23 protein-coding genes, 1 tRNA gene and 1 pseudogene are annotated in these 24959 nt (G+C 70.5%); 12 read left to right on the forward strand and 13 right to left on the reverse strand.

The window, feature by feature from the left end; all coding sequences use genetic code 11:
• Positions 1-250: 250 nt before the first annotated feature.
• Complete coding sequence (locus tag AB0K21_RS32625; RefSeq protein WP_343966830.1) at positions 251-424, reverse strand: hypothetical protein; 174 nt, start codon at positions 422-424, stop codon at positions 251-253.
• Between the two features lie 40 nt (positions 425-464).
• Here AB0K21_RS32625 and AB0K21_RS32630 point away from each other — a divergent pair, with 40 nt between their 5' ends.
• Positions 465-719, forward strand: coding sequence for a hypothetical protein (locus AB0K21_RS32630; RefSeq protein ID WP_343966828.1), 255 nt, complete (start codon positions 465-467; stop codon positions 717-719).
• 307 nt (positions 720-1026) lie between these two features.
• Entirely contained in the window at positions 1027-1155 is a 129-nt protein-coding gene (locus AB0K21_RS32635) for a hypothetical protein (RefSeq protein WP_343966826.1), read from the forward strand.
• 750 nt (positions 1156-1905) lie between these two features.
• Here AB0K21_RS32635 and AB0K21_RS32640 read toward each other — a convergent pair.
• Positions 1906-1979 (reverse strand) — tRNA-Arg (locus AB0K21_RS32640).
• Between the two features lie 327 nt (positions 1980-2306).
• On the opposite strand from AB0K21_RS32640, the gene AB0K21_RS32645 reads away from it, so the two are divergent.
• The 5 genes from AB0K21_RS32645 to AB0K21_RS32665 all read left to right on the forward strand — a co-directional run bounded on the left by AB0K21_RS32645 (position 2307) and on the right by AB0K21_RS32665 (position 9348).
• Positions 2307-3107, forward strand: a complete 801-nt coding sequence (locus AB0K21_RS32645) for an aminoglycoside phosphotransferase family protein (RefSeq protein WP_343966824.1) — start codon at positions 2307-2309, stop codon at positions 3105-3107.
• A gap of 49 nt (positions 3108-3156) precedes the next feature.
• Positions 3157-4080, forward strand: coding sequence for a cobalamin biosynthesis protein (locus AB0K21_RS32650; RefSeq protein WP_343966935.1), 924 nt, complete (start codon positions 3157-3159; stop codon positions 4078-4080).
• The gene (locus tag AB0K21_RS32655; RefSeq protein WP_343966822.1) at positions 4077-5600 is read left to right on the forward strand and encodes a cobyric acid synthase; all 1524 of its coding nucleotides are present in this window, start codon (positions 4077-4079) and stop codon (positions 5598-5600) included. The genes AB0K21_RS32650 and AB0K21_RS32655 overlap by 4 nt, the downstream gene beginning before the upstream one ends.
• Positions 5601-5732: 132 nt before the next feature.
• The gene (locus AB0K21_RS32660) at positions 5733-5936 is read left to right on the forward strand and encodes an SHOCT domain-containing protein (protein WP_343966820.1); all 204 of its coding nucleotides are present in this window, start codon (positions 5733-5735) and stop codon (positions 5934-5936) included.
• 109 nt (positions 5937-6045) lie between these two features.
• Positions 6046-9348 carry an NACHT domain-containing protein gene (locus AB0K21_RS32665; RefSeq protein ID WP_343966816.1) on the forward strand — a complete coding sequence of 1101 codons (3303 nt, stop codon included), beginning with the start codon at positions 6046-6048 and terminating at the stop codon, positions 9346-9348.
• Here the strand turns inward: AB0K21_RS32665 and AB0K21_RS32670 are convergent, their stop codons facing one another.
• Positions 9349-10383 carry a 1-acyl-sn-glycerol-3-phosphate acyltransferase gene (locus tag AB0K21_RS32670; protein ID WP_343966814.1) on the reverse strand — a complete coding sequence of 345 codons (1035 nt, stop codon included), beginning with the start codon at positions 10381-10383 and terminating at the stop codon, positions 9349-9351.
• A gap of 124 nt (positions 10384-10507) precedes the next feature.
• Positions 10508-11341, reverse strand: a complete 834-nt coding sequence (locus tag AB0K21_RS32675) for a patatin-like phospholipase family protein (protein ID WP_343966812.1) — start codon at positions 11339-11341, stop codon at positions 10508-10510.
• 219 nt (positions 11342-11560) lie between these two features.
• On the opposite strand from AB0K21_RS32675, the gene AB0K21_RS32680 reads away from it, so the two are divergent.
• The 3 genes from AB0K21_RS32680 to AB0K21_RS32690 are packed head-to-tail and all read left to right on the forward strand — an operon-like array spanning position 11561 to position 14278.
• Complete coding sequence (locus AB0K21_RS32680) at positions 11561-12481, forward strand: ABC transporter ATP-binding protein (RefSeq protein WP_343966809.1); 921 nt, start codon at positions 11561-11563, stop codon at positions 12479-12481.
• Entirely contained in the window at positions 12450-13253 is an 804-nt protein-coding gene (locus AB0K21_RS32685; RefSeq protein ID WP_343966808.1) for an ABC transporter permease subunit, read from the forward strand. Before AB0K21_RS32680 ends, AB0K21_RS32685 begins: the two co-directional genes overlap by 32 nt.
• On the forward strand, positions 13253-14278 hold the full coding sequence (locus AB0K21_RS32690) for a helix-turn-helix domain-containing protein (RefSeq protein WP_364155502.1): 1026 nt from the start codon (positions 13253-13255) through the stop codon (positions 14276-14278). Before AB0K21_RS32685 ends, AB0K21_RS32690 begins: the two co-directional genes overlap by 1 nt.
• 124 nt (positions 14279-14402) lie before the next feature.
• Here the strand turns inward: AB0K21_RS32690 and AB0K21_RS32695 are convergent, their stop codons facing one another.
• From AB0K21_RS32695 to AB0K21_RS32725, 7 genes are all read right to left on the reverse strand, one after another.
• Complete coding sequence (locus tag AB0K21_RS32695; protein WP_343966804.1) at positions 14403-15365, reverse strand: quinone oxidoreductase; 963 nt, start codon at positions 15363-15365, stop codon at positions 14403-14405.
• Between the two features lie 83 nt (positions 15366-15448).
• Complete coding sequence (locus AB0K21_RS32700; protein ID WP_343966802.1) at positions 15449-17227, reverse strand: serine/threonine-protein kinase; 1779 nt, start codon at positions 17225-17227, stop codon at positions 15449-15451.
• A 37-nt stretch (positions 17228-17264) separates the two neighbouring features.
• Positions 17265-17960, reverse strand: a complete 696-nt coding sequence (locus AB0K21_RS32705) for an HAD family phosphatase (protein ID WP_364155505.1) — start codon at positions 17958-17960, stop codon at positions 17265-17267.
• Positions 17950-19038, reverse strand: coding sequence for an ABC transporter ATP-binding protein (locus AB0K21_RS32710; RefSeq protein ID WP_343966798.1), 1089 nt, complete (start codon positions 19036-19038; stop codon positions 17950-17952). The genes AB0K21_RS32705 and AB0K21_RS32710 overlap by 11 nt, the downstream gene beginning before the upstream one ends.
• Positions 19035-19892, reverse strand: coding sequence for an ABC transporter permease subunit (locus AB0K21_RS32715; RefSeq protein ID WP_364155507.1), 858 nt, complete (start codon positions 19890-19892; stop codon positions 19035-19037). The genes AB0K21_RS32710 and AB0K21_RS32715 overlap by 4 nt, the downstream gene beginning before the upstream one ends.
• On the reverse strand, positions 19880-20758 hold the full coding sequence (locus AB0K21_RS32720) for an ABC transporter permease subunit (protein ID WP_343966794.1): 879 nt from the start codon (positions 20756-20758) through the stop codon (positions 19880-19882). The genes AB0K21_RS32715 and AB0K21_RS32720 overlap by 13 nt, the downstream gene beginning before the upstream one ends.
• Positions 20755-21924 carry an extracellular solute-binding protein gene (locus tag AB0K21_RS32725; protein WP_343966792.1) on the reverse strand — a complete coding sequence of 390 codons (1170 nt, stop codon included), beginning with the start codon at positions 21922-21924 and terminating at the stop codon, positions 20755-20757. Before AB0K21_RS32725 ends, AB0K21_RS32720 begins: the two co-directional genes overlap by 4 nt.
• 411 nt (positions 21925-22335) lie before the next feature.
• On the opposite strand from AB0K21_RS32725, the gene AB0K21_RS32730 reads away from it, so the two are divergent.
• Positions 22336-23091 carry a GntR family transcriptional regulator gene (locus AB0K21_RS32730; RefSeq protein WP_364155510.1) on the forward strand — a complete coding sequence of 252 codons (756 nt, stop codon included), beginning with the start codon at positions 22336-22338 and terminating at the stop codon, positions 23089-23091.
• 6 nt (positions 23092-23097) lie between these two features.
• Complete coding sequence (locus AB0K21_RS32735; protein WP_343966933.1) at positions 23098-23430, forward strand: DUF6504 family protein; 333 nt, start codon at positions 23098-23100, stop codon at positions 23428-23430.
• 237 nt (positions 23431-23667) lie between these two features.
• On the opposite strand, the pseudogene AB0K21_RS32740 reads toward AB0K21_RS32735, so the two are convergent.
• Together AB0K21_RS32740 and AB0K21_RS32745 are read right to left on the reverse strand one after the other, a co-directional pair.
• A pseudogene (locus AB0K21_RS32740) lies at positions 23668-24138 on the reverse strand (DUF4328 domain-containing protein); the annotation flags it as partial.
• A 122-nt stretch (positions 24139-24260) separates the two neighbouring features.
• Positions 24261-24911: a response regulator transcription factor gene (locus tag AB0K21_RS32745; RefSeq protein WP_343966788.1), complete on the reverse strand. Its 651-nt coding sequence runs from the start codon at positions 24909-24911 to the stop codon at positions 24261-24263.
• Positions 24912-24959: the final 48 nt, after the last annotated feature.

Genomic DNA, 24959 nt, shown 5'->3' on the forward strand with positions numbered 1-24959 from the left:
CTGTCTGAGTACCTCATACCTCCAGGCTGTCACCTGGGCAAACAGTGCGGACAAGCACCCCCGAGCAACCCGTGACGCCCAACTTTCTTCGTCAGTAGTTCTCACGGCTGGAGACGCAGGCGAAGCGCATGGCCGGGCTTGGACTCGTGACGCGGTACTCCCGGCGGACGGTGACCGCGAACATCGCATCGGGACCAGACGGCAAGCCGCTTTCCCGGGGAGATAGAGACACGGAGACGTCCAGGTCATGTCAGCGCTCGCCAGAGCGAATGATCTGCTCTTTGATATCGGCGTAAATATCCTCGGCCAGTGGCCGGTCGCCAAGCTGAAGGGCCAGGGCGTTGCGAGCGATCTGATCTAAGGTGTCCGGCGAGGCGACTCGCCACCGGACATAGGCGGAACCGAGCTGGAGAGGTGGGGCCATTGGACTTCTCCTGAGGGCTTGCCGGCTCCATAATCACTGCGTGTCCAAGATGCCGGTGTGGTCTAAGTTGGCACTCGTCCTGATGGTGCCGGCATTGGTGGTCAAGGTCCTCACGTTGACCTTCTGGGCGGGTGGCACCGTACGCGAACTACTTGACTGGGTGTTCATCGTCATCGGTGTTCTTGCCGTGGCGCCCTACCTGGGAGTCGGTGTGCGGGGGCTGGTCAAAGCACGCAGGCAGGACTATCCCAAGCCCTTGCCGGGGAAGCAGCCGATGGAGCGCGTAAACGTCTGATGATCTCCTCGGCACTCCGGCTTTTTGTTGCCCTGATGGGGCTGTTCGCGATTTCCGGGACTCTCAGGTCGGTTATCGGGTCGTTCGGCTGGGGCGTGGATGTCCTCGGGTTTCTCCCTGTGATCCTGTTTTTCTCCGCAACGGGGATCTCTGTGGTCACTGTGCTGTGGGCCTCGATGAGGTCGAGCACGTAGGGAGCGAGCGGCCGACGCCAGGTCGCAGGTGCCGGAAGAGCCGCGAAACGTTGGGCCACTGGCCGGATGAACCTGTAGGCGGCGGGGCGGTCTCCCTCTGGCTGAATACCGGGGTGCACGCACCGGAGGCGGCGGAGAGAGCGGAGCACGGGGTGGACGTGTTGCTCAAGGTCTACGCCAAGTGCATCGACGGCCAGCGCGAGGTGGCCAACCAGCGCATCCTGGCTGCGCTCACTGTGTGAGGCATCGTAAGAACACCATGACGACGAAGGGTCCCGGCTCACACCGGGGCCCTTCGCTATGTCGGAAGGTGATCATTATTCGTGAATGCGGTGATGCCACCATCCGCCGAAGCGCCATGGGTAGTAACGCGCCCAAGGGTCTGGGATGGTCCGGCGGTAGAACTCCTCGTCCAGCCGCGTCACGAGTTGTGAAAGCTCTGCCTTGGCTGAAGATCGAAGGCGTCGCAAGGTGTATTCCAGCGTGTTCCGGGCCTCTGCCGGGTCGCAGCAAGGACAGTTCGCTTCGGGCAGGTAGAGGTGGCGGCCGGGCTGCCGGAGGAACCGCTCGTATTCGGCGAAGGCCTCAGCGACGGATCCGGGCCATAGGGGGTGGAATTCGATTCGTGCGATGGCCGCACGGGTCCGGCTGGAGACGCCGGGAATCTGGGGAGCTGGGTGATGGCGTCGGCGATTCGCCCACACTTGCGCGCGGAGGATGCGCGGCCGTCTACGCGGCATCGGCCTTTCGGGTCGTCATGAAGCGCATCGTGCCACACCTCGACATCACGAACCACCCCGCGACGTGCCCCGGAGGGCTCGGAATCCTTCCGCGAGTCTCCGGAGCCACCGGTCCCACCTGGGAAAACGGGGCCTCGGGCATTCCGCGTATGATCCACTCAGCGGCATACGGCTGCTTCCGGCTGCCTGAGGGGCGCGTACCTCCGGCAAGCAAAAGACCAGGTCAACGGCTAGATGACCTGGTCTCGGCAGCGCACCCTGCAGGATTCGAACCTGCGACCGTCGGATTAGAAGTCCGGTGCTCTATCCAGCTGAGCTAAGGGTGCTCCCGCTCAATTGTGCATGATCCGGGGAGTGCTCATGTATCGGTTTTGGGGCTGTGTCGCGAGGATCACTCCGCGGCGCCCCGCGCCCTCGGGGGGAACCGCCGTCCGGGCGCCCCGACCCGGGTGGACGGTGGCCGGATTCCGGCTGTTCGGGGCGGGGGAACCGGGCTGGACGGGCCGGGAACCTCCCCGGTGACCTGCCACTCTCCTGCCGGGCGCGGCGGCGGATGTCCGATGGGCGGATGACTTCCGGATGTTCCATCCGGCAGGGAGATGTCTGCCCGAATCGTCCCCGCGGGGAGGCGGAGCGGTCTACGCTCGGGTGGCATGTTCGCCGTCACGACCCAACAGGAGATTCCCCTTCTGGGCGGTGATGTCACCGACGGGGTGGTGCGGGTCGGGGACACCGTCCGCCGGCCCAGCCGGGCCTCCACCGCTTCGGTGCACGCGCTCCTGCGGCACCTGGAGCGTTCCGGGTTCGAGGGGGCGCCCCGGGCGTTGGGTGTGGACGAGCGGGGCCGGGAGGTGCTGAGCTACGTCGAGGGCGGCTCCGCGGCCAGGCCGTTGCCCGGGTACGCGCTCGGTGCGGAGTCGCTGGCCGCGCTGGCGCGGCTGCTGCGTGGCTTCCACGACGCGGCCGAGGGGTTCGTCCCGCCGCCGGGGGCCGTCTGGGAGGGCGGGTCCAACGACGACGCGGCCCCGAAGCTGATCGGGCACTGTGACGTCAATCTGGACAACGTGATCTTCCGCGACGGGCTGCCGGTCGCGTTGATCGACTTCGACATGGCCCGGCCGACGACCCGGCTCTTCGATGTGGTGACCACGCTGCGGCACTGGGCGCCGATCGCCGACCCCGTCGATCTGGAGCCGCTCCAGCGCCGCCTTGAGGTCGGGCCCCGGCTCCGCCTGTTCTGCGACGCGTACGGCCTGGCGCCTCGCGACCGCAGACGCCTGCTGGATCTGGCCCGGCTCCGCTTCGACCGCTCGTACCAGGTGATGCGTGCCAGGGCCGAGGCCGGGAGCGGTGGATGGGCCCGGATGTGGGCCGGTGGGGCGGGGGTGCGCATCCGGCGGGCCCGGGTGTGGCTGGAGACCCACCAAGATGAACTCCATGAACATCTCATTTAGTCGACTAATCGCCAAAGTGGGACTAAAGAGACCTGGAGTGGCCGAAGGGGTGGGGATGCTCGCCGGGGTCGTGATCGACGCCGTGCTCGCCGATCCCCGGCGCGGGCACCCGGTCGCGCTGTTCGGCACCGCCGCCGCCGAGGTGGAGAAGCGGGTGTACGGGGACGGCCGGGCAAGGGGCGTGCTGCACGTCGCACTGTGCGTGGTTCCGGTGGCGTTGCTCGGCCACGCCGCGACCCGGCCGGGTGATCCCATGGTGCGGGCCGCGCTGAGCGCGGCGGCGACCTGGGCCGTCCTCGGCGGTACCACGCTGGGCCGCGAGGGGGCCGCGATGGCCGAACTCCTGGAGGGCGGTGACCTGGCCGGGGCCCGGGAGAGGCTGCCTCATCTGTGCGGGCGGGATCCTTCCGGGTTGGCGGTGCCGGAGCTGGCGAGGGCCACCGTGGAGTCGATCGCGGAGAACACCTCCGACGCGGTGGTGGCGCCGCTGTTCTGGGGGGCGGTCGCCGGGGTGCCCGGCCTGCTCACCTACCGGGCGGTCAACACGCTGGACGCGATGGTCGGCCACCGCAACGAGCGCTACGAGCGCTTCGGCTGGGCCGCGGCCCGCCTCGACGACGTGGCCAACTTCGTACCCGCCAGGATCACCGGGCTGCTCGCCGCGCTCGGCGCCCCCCTGGTGGGCGGTTCGACGCGGCGGGCGGCGGCGGTGCTGCGCGGGGACGGCCACCGTCACCCCAGCCCCAACGCGGGCCGCTGCGAGGCGGCGTTCGCGGGCGCGCTGGACCGCACGCTCGGCGGGGTGAACGTGTACGGCACCCGGGTGGAGCACCGGCCGAAGATGGGCGAGGGACCCGAGCCCTCGGTCGCCGACATCCGCCGGTCCGTACGGCTGGCGCGGGCGGTCGGGCTGGCCGCGGCGGGGCTCGCCGTCCTGGCCGCCGTGCGCGGATCGCGCGGGAGGAAGGGGTGAAGGGGGCGCTGCTGGTCGCCGGGACCACCTCCGACGCGGGCAAGAGCGTCGTCACCGCCGGGATCTGCCGCTGGCTGGCCCGCCAGGGGGTGCGGGTCGCACCGTACAAGGCGCAGAACATGTCGTTGAACTCCTTCGTCACCGCCGACGGCGCCGAGATCGGCCGGGCCCAGGCGGTGCAGGCAGCCGCGTGCGGGCTGGAGCCCAGCGCGGACATGAACCCGATCCTGCTCAAGCCGGGCAGCGACCGGCGCAGCCAGGTCGTGGTGATGGGCAGGCCGATGGCCGAGGTCGACGCGATGGAGTACTGGGACGTCAAGGAGCGGCTCCGTCAGGTCGCGGTGGACGCGCTGGAGCGGCTGCGGGCCTGCTACGACGTGGTGGTCTGCGAGGGGGCGGGCAGCCCGGCGGAGATCAATCTGCGGGCGGGCGACATCGCCAACATGGGGCTGGCCCGTGCCGCTAACCTGCCGGTCGTCGTGGTCGGTGACATCGACAGGGGCGGGGTCTTCGCCTCGCTGTACGGGACCGTGGCGCTGCTGGAGCCCGCCGACCAGGCGCTGATCGCCGGGTTCATGATCAACAAGTTCCGGGGGGCGCCCGAGCTCCTCGAACCGGGCCTGGACATGATCAGGGAGCTGACCGGCCGCGAGGTGTACGGGGTGCTGCCCTGGCTGGACGGCCTCTGGATGGACGTCGAGGACTCCCTGGCCCTGGACAACCGGCCCGCGCCCGGGACGCGCGCCCCGTACGGCGGGCAGAGTCTGCGGGTGGCGGTGGTACGGCTGCCGAGGATCTCCAACTTCACGGACGTGGACGCGCTGGCCTCCGAGCCCGGGGTGACGGTCCGCTACGTGACCTCGCCGGGCGAGCTGGACGACGCCGATCTGGTGGTGCTGCCCGGCTCCCGGGCCACGGTCTCCGACCTGGCCTGGCTCCGCGCCACCGGCCTGGCCGAGGCCCTGCGGGGACGGGCCGTGCTGGGCATCTGCGGCGGCTACCAGATGCTCGCCAGGACCATCCGTGACGACGTCGAGTCGGGGGCCGGCCTCGTCGAGGGGCTGGGGCTGCTGCCCGCCTCGGTGGAGTTCGCCGAGGACAAGACACTGGGCCGCCCGGTGGGCGCCGCCTACGGCTGCCGGGTCGAGGCGTATGAGATCCACCACGGCGTCGTGACGGTCGACGGCGGCGAGCCCTTCCTGGACGGCTGCCGGTACGGCTCGGTGTGGGGCACCACCTGGCACGGCGCCCTGGAGAACGACGACTTCCGCCGGGCCTTCCTGGCCGAGGTGGCCGCCGTCTCCGGCCGCGACTTCACCCCGGCCCCCGACGTGTCGTTCGCCGCCCTGCGTGAGGAGCGACTGGACGCGCTCGGCGACCTGGTCGAGCGGAACGTCGACACCGGGGCACTGCTCAGGCTGATGGAGGGCGGGGCGCCTTCGGGCCTGCCGTCGCTTCCGCCCGGCGCCACCCGGCACGAGGCCCCCTACCTCTCCCGGGGCGGCTCCTCCGCCGGCTGACCGGTGGCGGGGCGGACCGGCGAGGGGGCGTCCGCATTCTTTTCCGGCGCGGCAGGGGAGAAGGGGGCCATGGCCTAGTAAAATCGGTATTTCCCCTGCCAGATCCGATGGGGGAAGTCTGGGAGGTCGGTGATGGTCCGCATCATCGTGTTGTTCGTTGTCATCGTCGTGATCGCCATGGTGGTTCTCGGCGTGGCCCGGATGATCCGCTCCTTCTCGGCTCCCGAACCCGTCGTCGACAGCCCCCGCGAGATCCTCAGGCGTCGTTACGCGGCCGGTGAGATCGACGAGGACGAGTACCTCCGCCGGATGTCGGGTCTCTCCCAGGAGTGGTGAATCGGTCGGCCTGTCCGGGGCTTTCCGTCATTTTCGATGGTTCTTGTCAACGTCTCGCCGCTTTTCGGTGATCCTTGGAGGACAACCCCACCTCGTACCGAGGAGCAGGATGTCAGGACTCGAAGCCGTCGCTGCCGCCGCGGGAAAGGCCGTGGTGGGGCGTGCCATGCGCGAGGGGTTCGCCGCCAGGACAGCCAAGGTCGAACGGAACGCGGATCTGACCGCGCTTATTCGAAGTGGGTTCCCGGACCGGTTTCTGCGGCGCAGTCTCGAACGGCAGTTGGAGGCGGTCGCCGACGGGGTGGAGAGACGGCTGACGGTGCTCCTGGAACTGGAGTACGCGGGGCTCGCCGAGAACGATCGGGCGGCTGTCCTGTACGAGGTGATCGCGGCGGTCCAGGCCGCCGATCTCTCCGACCGGGCGCTTCTGTCGGTGGACATGGATCCGGTCAAACTCGCCAAGTCCGTTCGGGCCGGGTTGCCGGACCCGGCACCGCAGTTGGGCGAGGCGGGTGCACGCCTGTTCGATGTGCTGCTGGACGAGTGTCTCGACTGCCTGGTCCGGATCGTCCAGCAGTTGCCGCAGTATCTACCCCGGGCCGGAACCGAGCTTCTCGGCCGTGTTTCGTCCGTCGAGGACCGTCTTGCCACCCTCGGTCAGCAGGTTTCCTCGGTGCTGGCCCGTCTGCCGGCCCGTTCCCTCGATGAGCCCTCCGGCACCCAGGATGACGCGGAGTTCCTGCGCCGCTATCTGGAGCACATCAGCACGACCCTCGACGAGGTCGAGTTGTTCGGCGTCCGGGTGGAGAGCTACCGCCCCCGTGCCACGCTGAGTGTCGCGTACATCAGCCTCAACGCCTGCCCTGACGATCTCGACCGGAGCGAAGGCCCCAAACGCATCCGTTTCGCCGAACTGACAGAGGGGGCGGCTCACCACCAGCCTGTCGCCTCGCGGGTGGAGAGCGCACTCGGCCACCTTCAGCGTGTCCTGCTCAGAGGGGGCGCGGGGTCGGGCAAGAGCACGCTGCTTCGCTGGCTCGCGGTGACCGCGGCCCGTGGCGGTTTCACCGGGGACCTGGCCGGGTGGAACGGCTCCGTCCCATTCGTGATCAAGCTCCGCAGCCATGGAACCGGCGGTCTTCCCGCCCCCGAGGATTTCGTCGCCGATGTGGCGAGGCCGGTCGCCGGGTTGATGCCCGAGGGCTGGGCGCACCGGGTCCTCGGCTCGGGACGGGCACTGCTGATGGTGGACGGTGTGGACGAGTTGAGCCCGCGGCACCGCCCGGCTGTCCGGCAGTGGCTGAAAGGTCTCCTCACGGCCTACCCGCGGATCCGGGTCATCGTGACCTCCCGCCCGGCGGCGGCCGACGCGCGATGGCTGAACGAGGAGGGCTTCTCCTCGGTGACGTTGGAGCCGATGACCCCGGCCCACCTGCGCGAGCTCGTACGGCAGTGGCATTCCGCCATGCGGGGTTCCAGGAACCTGCCGTTCGGGGTCGAGAAGCTGGACGAGTACGAGGGCGCGCTGCTGGCCAGGTTCGAGAGCAGTCCGCATCTCCAGACGCTCGCCTCCACGCCCCTGCTCGCCGCGATGCTGTGCGCTCTGAACCTGGACCGAGGCAAGCAGTTGCCGCGCAACCGGATGGGACTGTACGCCGCGGCGCTGGAACTGCTGCTCCAGCGCCGGGACGCCGAGCGGGGGATCGTTCCCGAGGTCGTTCTGGAGCCGGAGCAGAAGGTGCGGATTCTGCAGGACCTGGCATGGCAACTCGAGGTGTGGGGCCGCTCCGAGCTGTCCAGGGCGACGGCTCTGAAGCGGGTCGAGGAGAAGATCCTGACCATGCCCCGGGTGAACTGCACCGCCGAGGCCGTGCTGGAGCATCTGCTTCAGCGCAGCGGTGTCCTCAGGGAGCCGGTCCCCGGCCGGATCGATTTCGTACACCGCACCGTACAGGAGTATCTCGCTGCCAAGCAGGCGGCCGATGGTGCCGACGTGGAGCCGCTGATCGAGCGGGCGCACCTCGACCAGTGGCGCGAGACCGTGGTCATGGCCGCCGGACATGCCAATGCGCCACTGCGTCAGGAACTTCTGCGAGGGCTGCTCAGCCGGGTCGCCGAGGGCGGGAGGTATGCGCGGCGGCTACGCCTGCTCGTGGTCGGCTGCCTGGAGACGATCCAGGAGCTGCCCCGGGGCCTGGCGGAGGAGGTCGAGGACTGCTTCGCGGCGGTGATCCCCCCGCGGAACGCGGGTGAGGCCGGAACTCTCGCCTCGGCGGGTGATGAGGTACTTCGACGCCTTCCCGAGGACATCACCGGGCTTTCCGTGTCGCAGGCGGCGGCGACGGTGCGAGTCTGCTGGTTGATCAACGGCCCGGAGGCGCTGGAACGGCTTTCCCGATACTCCGGTGATTCCCGCCTGGACGTGCAGTACGAGCTGACCACGGCATGGGACTATTTCGACCCGGAGGAATACGCCCGGCGGGTGATGGCCGACTCTCCACTCGCGGTCGGTGCGTACGGCGCCGGATATATGAGCGCGGAGAATCCGAGGATATTTCCCCACCTGCGGCATCTGTGCAATGTGAACAGCCTGCGGGTCGACCACGACGGTGAGGATCTCGAATTTCTCAGGGACATCCGTCCGTTGCAAAGCCTGAGCGTGTTCCGGCTGGCCGGGCCAGGGGCGCTGGACGTGCTGGACCGCCACCCGGATCTGAAGAGACTCTGGGTGCGGTTGAAGAGGAATCCGGTCGACTCCCCATGGCCCCCCATGCCGCCCGCCCTGCGGAGTGCCTCCGTGCTCCACCACGACCCAGTGCCCGGTATCGGGTTCGTCGATCGTTTCCACATGGTCGAAGAACTCAGTCTCGACCGGCTCGACGATGTCACCGACTTCACGCCGCTGGCGCAGCTGTCCGGGCTGGGGACGCTGCATCTCCTCAACTGCCGCAAACTTTCGGAACCGGCCGTGTTCGGCACGCTTCCCAACCTGGTGACACTCGGACTCACCGAGCCGTCACTCGACGGGATCGCCGGACTCGTCGGCAACTGCCCGAACGTCAGGAGGATCGCGCTCCGCCACGTTCCGTGGCTCGACGACATAACCCCGCTCGCGTCGCTCGCTCTCGAAAGCGTCTCGCTCACCGAGTGCGTCAACCTTGCCGATCTCGCACCGCTGTCCGGACTGCGGGAACTCTGGAAGATCAGCATCAGGGGATGCGAGAAGATTCGTGATCTCTCCCCACTGGAGCCGCTGGAGAAGCTGAGGCAGGTCAACCTGAGAGGGTTGCCCGATGCGATCGATGTCGCGCCGCTGGCGGGGAAGCCCGGCCTGATCGTCATGATCGATGAGCGGCAGGAGCTCCGCAACGCGGACCTGCTCGATCCGACGGCGAAGCTCAGGCGCCTGTAGTCAGGACGCGGGGATGGAAGTGGGCTGGTTGGCGGTGATCCAGGCGTCGATCTCCTCCCACTGGTCGAAGAGCCACCGGATCTGGCTCTCCCGGTCGCGCGGCACCTCGGCGGCCTGGACCCGCCACCACTTGGCCTTGATCTCGGCACTCATCGGGAGGCGGTGCCAGACGTCTCCGAGGGTGACCAGATCGTCGAGGCCGGTATGCGCGACGAAGATCACGTCCGCCTCGGGGCAGGCCTCGATGGCGGCGATGGCCCCGTTGGGGCGGGGCGCCATCAGGTGCTCCAGCCCGCGGGCCCGCGCGGCCTCCTCGGACAGGCCCTTGCGCTCCAGCCGGAGGATGGCCCGCCAACGACGCCTGGGAGTGAAGTTGCCGCCCTCCGGGAAGATCACCAGGGCGTCGTCGGCGTCCATGCCCGAGGCCAGGCGGCGGATCTCGCCGAGAACGCCGCTCTCGGAGGTCTTGCGCGGGACGAAGGCGTTGGGAAGGCGGTTGATCACCACGTCCAGTGAGGGGTCGAGCTGCAGGGCGGCCTTCATCACGATCCTCGGGCGCCTGCCGTACCGGGCGAGAAGGTGGTGGACGAGCAGGAACGAGTCGCCGGGGCCTGCGTGGCGGGACAGCACGATGACGGGGCGGGTGAGGCGCCGGGAGAGTTCGTCGGAGGTGGGTGTCGGCTCGTCGATCTCGACGCTCAGCCGGAAGATCCGCACGGCCACCCCGTACACCTTGGACAGGAACCACCGGATCAGCGCGTAGTGCCGCTCCTGGTGCTCGTCGCGGTGGAGCCATCCGCCGAACCCGCTCGCCACCCAGAGGCCCAGGCAGGCGAATAGCGCCATCGACTCCAGTGCCAGCCACGCCACCGCGAACCAGACCAGCCGGGTGCCACGCCGCTGCGGGGGCGGCAGGTGCAGCGAGGCCGCGGCCACCACCAGCAGCCAGAGCGGGAGCGTGATCACCGCGACCACGGTGAGCACGATGACGAGCGGGGCCAGGATCAGACGGCGGATGATGCGAGGAGGCAGCATGAGCGGCTCCTGCCTGGGGGTGATGTGCGGTGCGGGTGTATGGCTCTGACGGGTTGACGACCTCCGGGGGTACCCCGAGGGCGCCGGTGTGCGCGGCCGCCTGGGGCCTCGGAGTGGGGAACTCTCAGGTGGACGGGTTACGGGCCAGGTAGCTGGACGATGCCTGGTACGCCCGTTCTATGTATCCAGATATATGCGATATATCCCGATAACGCAGCTGGGCCAGATCCATTCCCGGGCGTGCCTCGCCACCCGACGGCATGACATGGACCTCGATGTCGCCCGGCAGGGTGGCCATCTCCTCGGCGAAGCGGTGCCGCCTGGCGATCTCGAAGGCGGTCATCCCGACCTCCCACGGGCGCCTCGGCACCAGCAGGGGACGCTCGATCCTGCCCACGTGCAGCACGTACACCCGGCGGGCGCCCAGCGTGACCGCGCGGCCGACCGGGATGCTGTGCACCAGCCCGCCGTCGAGGAAGTGCTCGCCGCCGATGGGGACCGGGGGCAGCAGCCCGGGGACGGCGCAGGAGGCCAGCACCGCCTCGACCAGGGGCCCCTCGGTGAACCAGTGCGCGGTGGCGCGCTCGACCGAGGCGGCAACGCACTGGAACGGCACCGTCAGGTCCTCGATCCGCGAGACGGAGAGCGTCCGGGTCAGCAGGTCGCGCAGCGGCTGGCCGGAGTGCAGGTGGGTGCCGGTCCTGGCGAGGGTGGACAGCCGGGTCACCCACGACCCCGCGAACGCGGTACGGACCACGTTCGAGCCCCACAGTGTGGTCAGGCGCGCGACCGCGTCACCGGGGGAGGCGGCGAGCACGACGCCGTTCAGCGCGCCCACGGACGTGCCGACGATCACATCTGGCTTGATACCCGCCTCGTCGAGCGCCCGCAGCATGCCCACCTCGTGCGCGCCGAGGACACCCCCGCCACCGAGGACGAAGGCGGTGTCCACGCTCATCGGTCCTCCGTAGGTTGCCAGGCGGCCCGACGCCGCGCGATTCGTCAACGACCTCACGATAGACCGCGCCGGGGATCGGTACGGCCCTCGCGGGGTGCGGCCCGGTGGCACGACGGAGGGGCCGGGCGGGGCGGGGTCCGGATTCGGGCAAGGAAAAGGCGGCCAACTGTCGGGATCCGGCCATGGCCCCCGCGCCGGCGGGCGGGCACGATCGGGTGCATGACAGCGGTGGTGGAGACCGAGGGGCTCACCAAGTTCTACGGCGGGCGCCGGGGACTTGAGGATCTCGACCTGGAGATCCGGCCCGGAGAGGTGTTCGGGTACCTCGGCCCGAACGGCGCGGGAAAGACGACCACGATCCGGCTGCTCCTGGACGTGATCCGCCCCACCAGGGGCCGGATGACGGTCCTCGGCGGCGATCCCCGCGAGGCGGGCGTGCGGAGCCGGATCGGTTACCTGCCCGGCGAACTGGCCCTGGAGGGCAGGGAACGGGCGGGAGACTACCTCGCCTTTCTCGGCAAGGTACGCGGCGGCGTGCCCAGGGGGCGGATCACGGAACTGGCCGAGCGGCTGGAGGCCGACCTGGCGGTGCCGATGGGCAGGCTCTCCAAGGGCAACAAGCAGAAGGTCGGGCTCATCCAGGCGTTCATGCACGAGCCGGAGTTCCTGATCCTCGACGAGCCGACCAGCGGCCTGGACCCGCTGGTGCAGCAGGAGTTCCTGGCGATGATCCGCGAGGTCCGCGCCTCCGGCCGTACCGTGCTGATGTCCTCGCACGTGCTGGCCGAGGTCGAGCACGTCTCCGACCGGGTCGGCATCGTACGGGCCGGCAGGCTGGTCGCGGTGGAGGACGTCTCCGCGCTCCGTGGGAAGGCGGTGCGCCGGGTGGAGTTCCACTTCGACGCGCCGGTGCCCCGGGAGGCGTTCGAGAACCTGCCGGGCGTGCGGGACCTGCGGGTGGAGGGCGCCGGGGTGCGCTGCACCGTCGACGGCCGCCCGGACGCGCTGGTCAAGGCGGCGGCGAGGTTCACCGTGGTGCACATGGTCAGCGCCGAGCCCGACCTCGAAGAGATCTTCCTGACCTACTACAGCGAAGAGGAGGCGCGTCATGCCCGCGCTGGTGTCGAAGAGCCTGCGTGACTACCGGCGGGCGCTGCTCGGCTGGACGATCGGGATCAGCGCGTTCTTCGGGCTCTACCTGGCGTACTACCCGACCATCGTGAGCAACCCCGAACTCTACGGGCAGGTGGCGCTGACCAAGTTCCCGGGGGCGATGCGCGACCTCATGGGTGGTCTGGAGGACGGCTTCACCAGCGGTCCCGGCTACCTGCAGACACTGGTCTACCAGCTGTTCGGGCCGATGCTGTTCATCATGTGCGCCGCGGTGATCGGCAACCGGGCGATCGCCCAGCCCGAGGAGACGGGCACCCTGGAGCTGGTCCTCACCCTCCCGATCACCCGCGGGCGGCTGGTCCTGGAGCGCTTCGCCGCCCTCGCCCTTGCCCTGTTCGGCATGGCGGCGGTCACCTTCCTCGTCGTGCTCGGCCTGGCCTCGGCCGTCGGCATGGACGTTCCGGCCGACAGGATCCTGGCCGGTCACACCGGCGTCTTCCTGCTCGCCCTCTTCTTCGGCACGCTCTGCCTGACCGTCGGCGCGGTGACGGGACGCAGGGGGGTCGCCCTGGCGGTGGTCGGGGTGGTCGCGGTGGCCGGCTACGTGGTCGAGACGATGGGCAGGGACGTGGACGGGGTGTCCTGGCTGCGCTGGATCTCGCCGTTCCACTACTACCTCGACGGACGGCCGATCCAGCAGGGGTTTCCCGCGTGGGAGTATCTCGTGCTGGCAGGGGCGATCGTCGCGCTGGTCCTGACCGCGATACCGGCCTTCGACAGGCGTGACGTGGGAGTCTGATGGACGAGCTGCTCGGCGGCCATCTCCGGACGTTGAGGGAGGCGGCCGCCACCGGCAGGCCGCCGGGCAGAGCCGAGCTAGACGACTGCCGCGCCGCCGGTGTGCTGGCCGCGGAGCGGGGTGTGCCCGTCCGGGCCCTGGTCGAGGCGGCGCTGGCCATGGCCGAGTCCGTGACCCCCGCCCCGCTTTCGGCCCTGCGGCGTACGGTCTCCGCGCTGATGGAGGGGTACGAGGACGCCCAGCGCTCCGCGTTGCGTCAGGAGGAGGCAGCGCGCAGGGAGTTCGTCGACGACCTGCTCCAGGGGCGCGTCCACCGGCTCGCCGAGCGGGCCGAGCACTTCGGCCTCCGCCTGGCCGAGACCTACGCGGTCGCCGTCGCCCGCGCCGCCGCCGATGCGGGCGGCGGGATCGCCGAGGGGACGGCCCGGCGGATCGAGGACGCGCTGATCGCCCGGTTCGGCTCGCAAAACGTGCTGGTCGCGGTCCGGGACGGGACGCTCGTCTGTGTGGCGCCGGGCGGACTCGCCGCCGCGACCGGCGAGTTCACCCACCACGTCCGCCGGCTGTTCGCGCCCGGCTGGCGGGTCGGGCTGGGCAGGGCACACCGGGGTCCCGGCGGGGTGGTCGCCTCCTATCGCGAGGGCGCCAACGCCATCGAGCTCGGCGACCGGCTGGGGTTGCGCGCCCCCGTGCTGAAAGCCGCCGACCTGCTGGTCTTCCCGGTGCTGCTGCGGGACCGGGCGGCCATCGAGGACCTGGTGACGACGGTGCTCAGCCCGCTGCTCGAGGCGCGGGGCGGTCCCGAGCCGCTGCTCGCCACGCTGGAGGCGGTCTTCGCCTCCCAGGGCAACCAGACCGCCGCCGCGCGCAGGCTCGGCGTCAGCACCCGGGCGGTGACCTACCGGCTGGAGCGGATCCGCCGCCTCACCGGGTTCTCGCCGGACGACCCCACCCAGCGTTTCACCCTGGAGACGGCGGTCCTGGGCGCCCGGCTGCTGGACTGGCCCGCCCAGCCGCTGAGCTGACCACTCCGCCGTACGCGGAGCCCCGGTGGCCCGTCACCGAAGGGCGGGGTGACGGGCCCAGGAGTCGCATCCCCGGTCGGTGCCGCGCGGCGCTCCCGCACGCCCGGCATCGGGCGGAGGGCGCTCAGGGGATCAGCAGCACCTTGCCGGTCGTACGGCGGGATTCGAGGTCCGAGTGGGCGCGGGCGGCCTCCGCCAGCGGGTAGCGGTTGGAGATGTGCACCCGGATCCGCCCGTCGGCCACCCAGCCGTAGATCTCGGAGGCCCGCCAGACGAGCTCGTCGCGGGTGGCGATGTAGGCGTTCAGGCTGGGGCGGGTCAGGAACAGGGAGCCGTTCCTGGCGAGGATCTGCGGGTCGACGGGCGGGACCGGGCCGCTGGCCTGGCCGTACAGTGCCATCATGCCGCGCGGGCGCAGCGAGGCGATGCTCTCGTCGAAGGTGGCCGCGCCCACGCCGTCGTAGACGACGTGCACGCCGGATCCGGTCAGCTTGCGGACCGCGTCGGCGAAGTTCCGGTAGCGGAGCACCTCGTCGGCGCCCGCCTGGCGGGCCAAGGTCTCCTTCTCCTCGGTGGAGACCGTGCCGATCACCCGGGCGCCGCGCAGCTTGGCGATCTGGGTGAGCAATAGGCCCATGCCACCGGCGGCGGCGTGCACCAGCACGTCGTCACCGGCCTTCACCTCGTAGGTGGAGTGGGTCAGGTAGTGCGCGGTCAGCCCCTGGAGCGTGATGGCCGCCGCGGCCTCCGGGGCGACCCCCTCGGGAACCGGGAGCAGCTTGGAAGCGGGTACCGCGACCCTGGAGGCGTAGCTGCGCGGCACGGACGCCCAGGCGACGGTGTCGCCGACGGCGACGTCGTGGACGTCCTCGCCGACCGCGACGACGGTGCCCGCGCCCTCCTCGCCGGGGATGAAGGGCAGGGAGAGCGGGTAACGCCCCATCCGGTGGTAGATGTCGATGAAGTTCACGCCGGAGGCGGCGACGTCGACCAGTACCTCCCCGGGGTTCACCTCGGGATCCGGATGGTCGTCGACGTAGTCGAGAACCTCGGGGCCGCCGGTGGCGGAGACGACTATGGCGCGCATCGTGCTGAACTCCTTCGATCTGTCAGTTTCCCGACCGGTGTCTCGATCGGTGTCCCGATCGTCCCCGGCACCGGGCGGATCACTCAGGGCTGCCCGGTCGCGGCGGGGCCGTGCAGTGTGAAGTTGTCGAACGCGGTCTTGAGCACGGCGTCGCTGTTCTCGCCGACCCGGGCGATCACCCCCACCAGGCCGTTGGGCAGCGGGTTGGTGTCGAGGAAGGACTGCGTCCGATCGCCGTTGACCCACATGTTGAGCTGCACGCCCCCGTCGACCCCGGTGCACTCGGCTTGAAGGCGGGTGGCCTTTCCCTTGGGCAGGTCGACCTTGACGGGTTTGGTGAGCTCGCCCCCGGCGCTCTTGACGGTCTTGCGGATGCGGGCGTTCCCGGCGGTGTCGAGCAGGAACTCGTACCGGGTCGCCTTGTTGTCGTCCTCGCCCCGGCAGAACAGCCCGTACTCGCCCGTGCCGATGCTGCCGGAGCGGATCGTGATGTCGGTGCCGAGCAGGATCCGGCTCGGCGTGACCGGCGTGGGGCTGGCCGTGGGGTTGGGAGTGGCGGGAGGCGCGGGCACGAAGGGGATCGGGGCCTGTTCCCGCTTGATGGGGGAGTAGCCACTGACGTCGATTGCGTAGTAGCCGTCAGGGGCGTAGCCGTAGCTGCTGGTGAGCGGGTCGTAGTTGCCGCCGCTCCAGCCGGTGCCGCTCTGGGTGAAGTCGTCCTGGTAGAGCAGGGCGAGGTTCTCCGGGGGGCCGCCGGGGGAGAGGGCCAGGCTCAGGCCGAACGCGCCGGCCACCACCAGGGCCGCCGCGGCCGCTCCGATGACCAGCCTGCGGCGCCTGGTCGACTGCTCGCGCGTGGAGACCCCGGGATCGCCCTGCGGGCTCAGGAGGGTGTGACCGGGGCCCGTCTGCGGGTTGCCGGAGATCGCCCAGCCGGGCTGGGAGGACATCGAGGTGGGAGTCCACCGGAGGTCGTCGCTCCCCGGGGCGTTCGCGGGCACTGTCGGCTGCCCCTGCCAGGAGGCCTGAACCGAGTGGGCGGTCTGCTCGGGCGCGGCGGAGCGGCCCACCAGGTGGTCGAGGAGCTGCTGGGAGGTGGGCCGGTGCCGAGGGTCCTTGGCCAGGGCGTAGCCGACCAGCTCGCGCAGCGCGGGCTCCATGCCCTCCAGGGTGGGTTCGGTGTTGAGCACCTGGTACAGCACCGCGGGCAGTGCCTCGCCGCCGAACGGAGCTCGCCCGCTCGCGGCGAAGGCCATCAGGCAGCCCCACGAGAACACGTCGCAGGCGGGCGAGACCGGCTCGCCGCGGAGCACCTCGGGCGCCATGTAGCGGGGGGTGCCGAGGATCTCACCGGTCCCGGTCATCCCGCTGAGCGTGTCCAGCGCGCGGGCGATGCCGAAGTCGATCACGCGGGGACCGACCGGGGAGAGCAGCACGTTGGAGGGCTTGAGGTCGCGGTGCACCACCCCGGCGGCGTGGATGGCGGTCAGCGCGGTCGCCACCCCGACGGCCAGCGCGTCCAGGCTGGAGCCGTGCAGCGGCCCGCCGGACTCCACCGCCTCCTCCAGGTTGGGGCCGGTGACGTACTCGGTGACGACGTAGAGCTGGTCGCCGTCGAGCGCCGCCTCGATGACCGCGGCCGTGCAGAACCTGCGGACCCGCTGTGCGGCGTCGGCCTCCCTGCGGAAGCGCATCCGAAACCGCTCGTGCTGGCTGTACTCCGAGTTGATGACCTTGATGGCGACCTGTTGCCCGTCGGCGGCCTCGCCGAGATAGACCGTGCCCATCCCGCCTCGGCCCAGCCTGCTGAGCAAGCGGTATCGGCCTATCTGTAGTGGTTCGTCGGGACTGAGGTTGTTCACCTTTGTACCTAACCGCATACGCCATCACATGAGTGGTTCAGCCTATCGATCTCTGGCCGCTCGCCAGCTGTCGCAACAGCGGAAGGTCCACTTTTTCCAGGCCGTCCACGGCCAGCACGCCCTCCCGCGCCATGCCGCCCGCGACCGACACCACCCGGCATCCGGCCGCGCGGGCCGCCGCGAGCCCGGTCGGGCTGTCCTCCACCGCCACGCACTCGCCGGGATCGACGCCCAGTTCGGCGGCCGCCCGCAGGTAGGGGTCCGGCAGCGGTTTGCCGCGCGCGGTGTCCTCGGCGGCCACGACCAGGGTGAACCGCTCGGCTCCGACGGTCTGGAGCACCATGTCCACGATGCGCCGGGGGGAGGCGCTGACCAGCGCCGCGGGCACGCCGCCCGCGCCCAGGTCGTCCAGCAGCCGGATCGCGCCGGGCAGCGGTGTCACCCCGCCCGCGATCCGCTCGGCGAAGGCGTCGGTGAGCCGCGCCCCCACCCGTTCGACGGCGTCGGCTCCACCGAGAAGCGCGGATACGTCGGGAGCGGCGGACGACGCGCGCCGTACCAGGTGGGCGGCCACGTACTCGACCGGGCGGCCGAGCACGTGGCCGACGTCGGCCTCGGTCAGTTCCAGACCCGACTCCGCGGCGACCGCCGCGCACGCCTGCCACCACATTCCCTCGGTGTCCACGAGCGTGCCGTCCATGTCGAACAGGACGGCGCGGAGCTCACCCGACACCCGCGGGATCCTCCGACGCCTCGGACGACTCCGGGAGAGTGGGGGCGGGGGCGGTGCGCGCCGCGACGAGGACGGGCCGCTGCACGAGGGCGACGTCCACCCGGGTGCCCGGCGCCAGCCGCACCGCGTCGTGTCCCGGTACGTCGCTGAGGATCTCCAGCTCGCCCAGCCGCACCCGCAGCCGCGCGACCGAGCCGCGGAAGGACGAGGCCACGATCGTGGCGTCCCCCTCGGAGGAGGGCGTGACCAGCACCGCCTCGGGGCGGACCAGCACGTCGACGTCGGAGGCGGAGGGCAGCGGGCCGTCCACCGGCATGAGCCGGCCCAGGACCGTGACCTCCTGGCCGGACAGGTGGCCGGGGACGTGGTTCATCGTGCCGACGAACTCCGCGACGAACGGGGTGGCGGGCCGGTCGTAGACCTCGGCCGGGGGACCGCACTGCTCCAGCCGCCCGGCGCGCAGCACCGCGACCCGGTCGGCGACCGACAGGGCCTCCTCCTGGTCGTGGGTGACGAAGATGGTGGTGATGCCCAGTTCGAGCTGGAGTCGGCGGATCTCCTCGCGGAGCGTGATCCGGACCTTGGCGTCCAGCGCGGACAGCGGCTCGTCGAGCAGCAGCACGCGCGGCTCCAGCGCCAGCGCCCTGGCCAGGGCGACGCGCTGCTGCTGGCCGCCGGAGAGCTCGTGCGGGTAGCGCTGGGCGTGCGCCGGCAGGCCGACCAGCTCCAGCAACTCGGCCGCCCGCGCGTGCCGCCTGGCGGTGGGCACCTTGCGGACCTGGAGCCCGAAGGCCACGTTGTCCCTGGCGTTGAGGTTGGGGAACAGGCTGTAGGACTGGAAGACCATGCCCGCGTCCCGCCGGTTGGCGGGGACCCGGGTGATGTCCTTGCCGTCCACCAGCACCGCCCCGGCGTCGGGGTGCTCGAACCCGGCGACGCAGCGCAGCGCCGTGGTCTTCCCGCAGCCCGACGGGCCGAGCAGGGCCATCAGCTCGCCCTGCTGCACGGTGAGGTCCAGGCCGTCCAGCGCGACCGTACGGCCGAACGCGCGGCGCAGTCCTCGGAACTCGACGGTCACGAACGTTTCCTTCCCGCACCCGAGAGGGTGAGCAGCAGTAGCCAGATGAGGAGCAGGCTGATGATCGACAGTGCCACGGAGAGCTGCCCGTCGTTCCCGGAGATGGTGACGATCCAGACCGGGAAGGTCTGGTAACCGAGCAGGGCGGCGACCGTGTACTCGCCGAGCACCAGCGCGAGGGTGAGGAACGAGGCGCTGGCGATGGCGGAGCGGATGTTGGGGATGATCACCCGGAACAGCACGTACGGCCACGAGGCGCCCAGGTTGCGGGCCGCCTCCACCAGGGTCCGCACGTCGATCGCGCGCAGCCCGGCGTCCAGCGACCGGTAGGCGAACGGCAGCGTCAGCACCACGTACGCCAGCACCAGGACGATCGGGAACCGCTCGTCCTGGACGGCGATCAGCGTCGCCCAGAGCGGCGTGGCGGCCAGCGCGTCGATGCCGCCGCGCAGCGCGGTGCTGATGCCGACCACGTAGGTGATCGGCGGCACGACCAGCGGGAGGGTGGCGATCAGCTCCAGCACCGGTCCCAGCCTCGACGCGCCGAGCCGTACGGCCAGCATCGCCGGAAGGGTCAGCAGCAGCACCACGACGATGGTGGCGGCGGCCAGCCCGAGGGAGAGCAGCAGGCTGGACAGGAAGCCGGGCGCCGACAGGATCCGCCCGTAGGCGGCGAGCGAGAAGCCCTGTCCCTCGGAGTAGACGGTGAACCAGAACGACACGGCCATCGGCACGACGAAGTAGAGCGCCGCGACGACCAGCACGATCCCCCGCCAGGCCCGTCGCTGCCCGGGGCGGGCGGCGGGGGCCGGACCGCCGGGAGTGACGTCGGGCAGGGCGGCTACCGCAACCATCGGGAACTCCTCCTCTGCAGCGGCAGGTAGACCGCCATCACCAGCAGCGCGATGACGATCATGTCGAGGCTCAGGGCGAGCGCGATGTTCTCGTAGCCGATGAGGACGTCACCGGTGAGCGCGTCGGCGATCTGCAGGGTGACCAGCGGGACCGTGCTGCCGACCATGGCGGCGGCGGTGGCGTAGGCGGCGAACGCGCCGCCGAACAGCAGGACGACGCCGCCGAGCAGCGCGGGGGTCAGCACCGGGATGCCGACGTGGCGCCAGAACTGCCAGGTGGTGGCGCCGCTGTTCTGCGCCGCCTCCCGCCACTGCGGGCGCAGGCCGTCCAGCGCCGGGGTCACCACGAGTACCATCAGCGGCACCGAGAAGTACAGGTAGACCAGGGCCAGGCCCCAGAAGTTGTACAGCGTGCCGGGGCCGAGGCCCAGCGCGGTGGTGAGCACCCCCGAGTTGCCCAGGGTGGCGATCCAGATGAAGGCCAGCGGCACGCCGCCGAAGTTGGCCAGCACGCCGGAGAAGGTCAGCACCGCCTCGCGCAGCGCCGTGAAGCGAGAGGTGATCACGGCCTGGGCCAGGAACGTCCCGAGGATCGCGGCGGCCACCGCCACCACCGCCGACAGCCGCACGCTACTGAGCAGGGCGTTGAGGTAGGCGCCCTGCAGGCTCCTGGACAGGTTGGCGGTGCCGATGGACGACACCCTGGTCGCCGGGTCCCTGACGGTGAACGCCCCGACGAGCAGGGTGACCGCCGGGATGCCGAACGCCACGGTCACCACGACCAGCAGCGGCAGGGCGCCCAGCCAGTTCTTGGATCGGCCGTGGCCGCCGCGCGGGGCGGCGGCCGTGACCGCGGGGGCCGTCATCCCGAGACCGCGGCGCCCCAGCCGTTCGCCAGGACCTCCTTGGCCTTGTTGACCTGCGCCTCCGTCGGGAAGGTGGGCTCACCGTCGACCGGCGGGAGGTTGGCCTCGGCGGCCTTGTCGACCGAACCGTCGGCCTGCATGGCGGGCAGCAGGACCGGGCGGGCGAAGCCCCCGAGGTAGAGGTTCTGACCCTCGGTGCTGTAGAGGAACTCCTGCCACAGGCGCGCGGCGGCCGGGTGCGGGGCGTCCTTGTTGATGGCCTGGGCGTACAGCTGGAAGTACTTGCCGTCGCCGGGGATGACGGTCTTCCAGTCGATGCCCTTCTCGGCCATCTTGGGGGCGTAGGCGGCGTTGTTGTAGTCCCAGTCGATGCTGATCTGGGTCTCGCCCTTCTCGATGGTGGCCGGGGTGGTCTCCACCGGGTTGAAGTTCCCGCTCTCCTTGAGCTTCTTGAAGAAGTCCAGGCCGGGCTGGATGTCGTCGAAGGAGCCGCCGTTCGCGAGGGCCGCCGCGTACACGCCCGCGAACGCCGAGCCGGACTTGGTGGGGTTGCCGTTCAGGGCGACCTTGCCCTTGTACTCGGGCTTGAGCAGGTCGGCGTAGGTCTCCGGGCACTTGTCGATCTTCTTGGCGTCGCAGCCGATGGAGATGTAGCCGCCGTAGTCGTTGAACCAGAGGCCGGAGGGCTCCTTCTGGTTCTCGGGGATCTTGTCCCAGGTCTGGACCTTGTACGGCGCGAACAGGCCTTCGGCGGCGCCGCTGATCGCGAAGGACTGGCCGATGTCGAGAACGTCGGGGGCGCGGTCCTGGCCCTTGCGGGTCTTCACCGCGTTGATCTCGTCGGCGCTGGCCGCGTCGGGCGTCTCGCTCTCGATCTCGATGCCGTACTTCGCCTTGAACGCCTCGATGATCTTTCCGTAGTTGGCCCAGTCCGGCGGCAGGGCGATGACGTGGAGTTTGCCTTCCTTCTTGGCGGCCTCGACGAGCTTGTCCAGCCCGCCGAAGTCGGCCGCGGAGGTGGCGGTTCTGGCGTCCACACCGGCCGCGGAGCCTCCGTCGGAGGCGGCTCCCGACGGGGTCGACGTGCCGGGGGCGGCCCCGCACGCGGTGGCTCCCACCAGGAGGAAAGCGGCCAGACCGGCAAGGCGAACTCGGGATGCGATCACTGTGTCTCCCAAGGGGGTGTCGCGCAATATTTCACGAAAGTAGACGAACTTGTACAAACAAGCTAGACCTCGTATGCCGTGACTACGTTGCTGTTTGATGAACGCATGGAGTACGTGGGTGAAATGCGAAAATCGCAGCTATGTGGGTGATTCAGGGGTGTTTAGGGTGGAGGTCGGTCTCGCCGGTCGGTGCGCGCAGCGAAGGAGCGCGCCCTCGCGCCCGTCGTCGGGAACAGGGGTGGGAACCGTGGTGGGAACAGTGGTGGGAACAGTGGTGGGAGCGGGGCCGGACGCGAGGACGGTTCTGGGAGGCGAGGAGAGGTTGGGCGGTCACCGGGCGTTCGCGGGTGTCCTGAAGGGGACGCGAGAAGGAATCCCGTCGTTCGGGGGCGCGGGAGAAAGGAGCCGGGCGTGACCCCCCGTTACCTGGGCATCGCGGAGAGGCTGCGCGATGCGATCATGCGAGGCGAGTACGCCGTGGGGGCCCAGCTGCCCTCGGAGGCCGAGTTGGCCACCGGCTTCGCGGCCTCCCGGGGTACGATCCGCCAGGCCGTCGCGGTGCTCGCCACCGAGGGGCTGGTCGGTTCCCGGCAGGGGGCCAGGCGTATCGTGCTCGGCCGCGAGCGCAGCCAGAGCTTCGCCGAGCTGCACAGTTTCGCCCAGTGGGCGCGGGCGATGGGCTACCGGGTCAGCGGGCAGGTGCTGCGCCAGTGTCGCAGGGGCGCCGGCGCCACCGAGGCGGCACGGCTGGCGATCCAACCGGGCGAACCGGTGCTGTCGGTGCTGCGGCTGCGTTCCCTGGAGGGCGAGCCGGTGATGCTGGAGCGCACCACCTACGCCGGGTGGATCGCCCCGGCCGTCGAGCGCATCGAACCCGGTTGCGAGTCGATCACCCAGGCCCTCTACGACAGCGTCGGCCTCGTCTTCGCCTACGGCGAGCACCTCATCGACGCGGTGGCGGCCGGCGTGCAGGACTCCAGGCTGCTGGCCGTGCGCAGGGGCAGCCCGCTGCTGCGTCAGCGCCGGGTCACCACCACCCACGAGGGCCGGCCCGTCGAGTGGTCCGACGACCGCTACCGCGCGGGCAGCGTGACCTTCAGCATCCGCAACTCGGTGGACGCCAACCCGCTGGTACGGCAGATGGGCGACTTGCGCCCGGCTCGATGAGAACGTATGTTCGATACTACAGGCCCGCCTTCCCCCGGGCACTCATCCGAAGCCCCGGGGAGAAGAGGCGTCTTGAACCGACTCTACGGTGACCCTGTCGAGGTGTGGACCCGCGAGGGACGGCCCGTCCGGTTCGCCTGGCGCGACCAGCTTTACACGGTTCACCGGATCCTCGACCACTGGGTTGTCGCGCGCGAGTGGTGGAAGGTCTCCGACAGCGATCCGGGCGAGCGCCGGTTCTGGCGGGCCGAGGCCGCCACCGATGGCCGGCTCGGCACCTACGAGCTCCGGTTCGACACCGCGGGCGAGGGCTGGCTGCTGATCAGGGCCTGGGACTGACTCCACGCCCCAGGGCGCGGCCACGCCCCAGGATCCCACCCCGCCCCGGCGTCCGGCACGCTCCGGACGGTTCGCCGGGATCCGGCGCCGGTGCCTGGCACCCGCGGTCTGGATCCCGGTGATCTGCCGGACCGTCGCCGCGCAGAGCAGCGCGGCGACCGTGACGGCGGTCAGCTCGGGCGGGCCGAAACCGGTCAGGCCGGTGCTCGGATGGGACACGCCCGGCCAGAGCCGTACCAGCATCACTGTGAGCGCGACCAGCCAGCTCAGCCACCAGGCGGCGAGCAGCGCCCGCCAGCGCGGGCGGCGGTCGGCCGGCGGACGGGAGGCCCGCCACAGCCGGTCGACCAGCACGGCGGGCGCGACGAGGTTGACCACCGGCACGAACCAGCTCGCCAGGACGGTGACCACCGCGGGCCGGTCGGCGCACTGCTGGGCACGGAGCAGCCAGTTCAGGTACGCGACGACGGCGGCGATCGTGGCCGCGGCGAAGAAAATGATCAGGATGGCGAAGACCGTCACCGCGCCGAAGATCGCGTCGGCACCGGGGGCGTGGGGGTCGCCGCCGAGTTTCGAGATCTCCAGGACGAGGCGTCGGCCGCGGGCCTGTTCGAACACCGCCAGGGCGGCGGTCGCGATCACCAGGGCGGTGAGGGTGAAGTAGACGGCCGAAGCCGACCTTTTCTGTAGAGATGGGATAGAGCGCATGTATATCTCCCCCCGCCATGCGCTGAGGACCTGCCCTTTTTCTATCCCGTCAGCCCTTTCGCTAATCAGCCCACTCGGACCACTCTGTCCACTCGGCTGTCCACTCGGCCAACTCGGCTCGCTCAGCTCACGGTGCCCGATTCCCAGGCCCACGCGGCGATCTCCACCCGGTTCCTGGCGCCGAGCTTCGCCTGGATGCTTCCCAGGTGCGTCTTCACCGTCGACAGCGAGACGAACAGCTCGGCGGCGACCTCCTGGTTGGTCCGTCCCCTGGCCACCAGGCGTACGACGTCCAGCTCGCGCTCGGTGAGCGGCTCGCGGGGCGGCCGGAGGGCACCGGCCCGCGGGTGGGCCAGGTGTTCGAGCAGGCGTACGGTCACCGAGGGCGACACCAGCGCGTCCCCCGCCGCCGCGGCCCGGATCGCCTCGATGAGCAGGGTCGGCCCGCTGTCCTTGAGCAGGAAACCGGTCGCCCCGGCGCGCAGCGCTCCATAGACGTACTCGTCCAGGTCGAAGGTCGTGACGATGACCACCTTCATCGGTTCGGGCACCCCCGGCCCGGCCAGGAGACGGGTGGCCTCCAGGCCGTCCAGCTTGGGCATCCGGATGTCCAGCAGGCAGACGTCGGGCCGCAGCCTCCGGGCCAGCTCGACGGCCTCGGCTCCGTTGGCGGCCGTCGCCAGGACCTCCATGTCCTGCTGGGCGTCCAGAATCATCTGGAACCCGGTCCGCACCAGTTCCTGGTCGTCAGCGATGAGCACCCGAATCGTCACCCGATGGATTCTGCCAGCCCGGTGCCGGGCAACGGTCCGGCATTCACT

Origin of the sequence: Streptosporangium sp. NPDC049248 (assembly GCF_040678965.1) — a bacterium.
Lineage (GTDB): Bacteria > Actinomycetota > Actinomycetes > Streptosporangiales > Streptosporangiaceae > Streptosporangium > Streptosporangium fukuiense.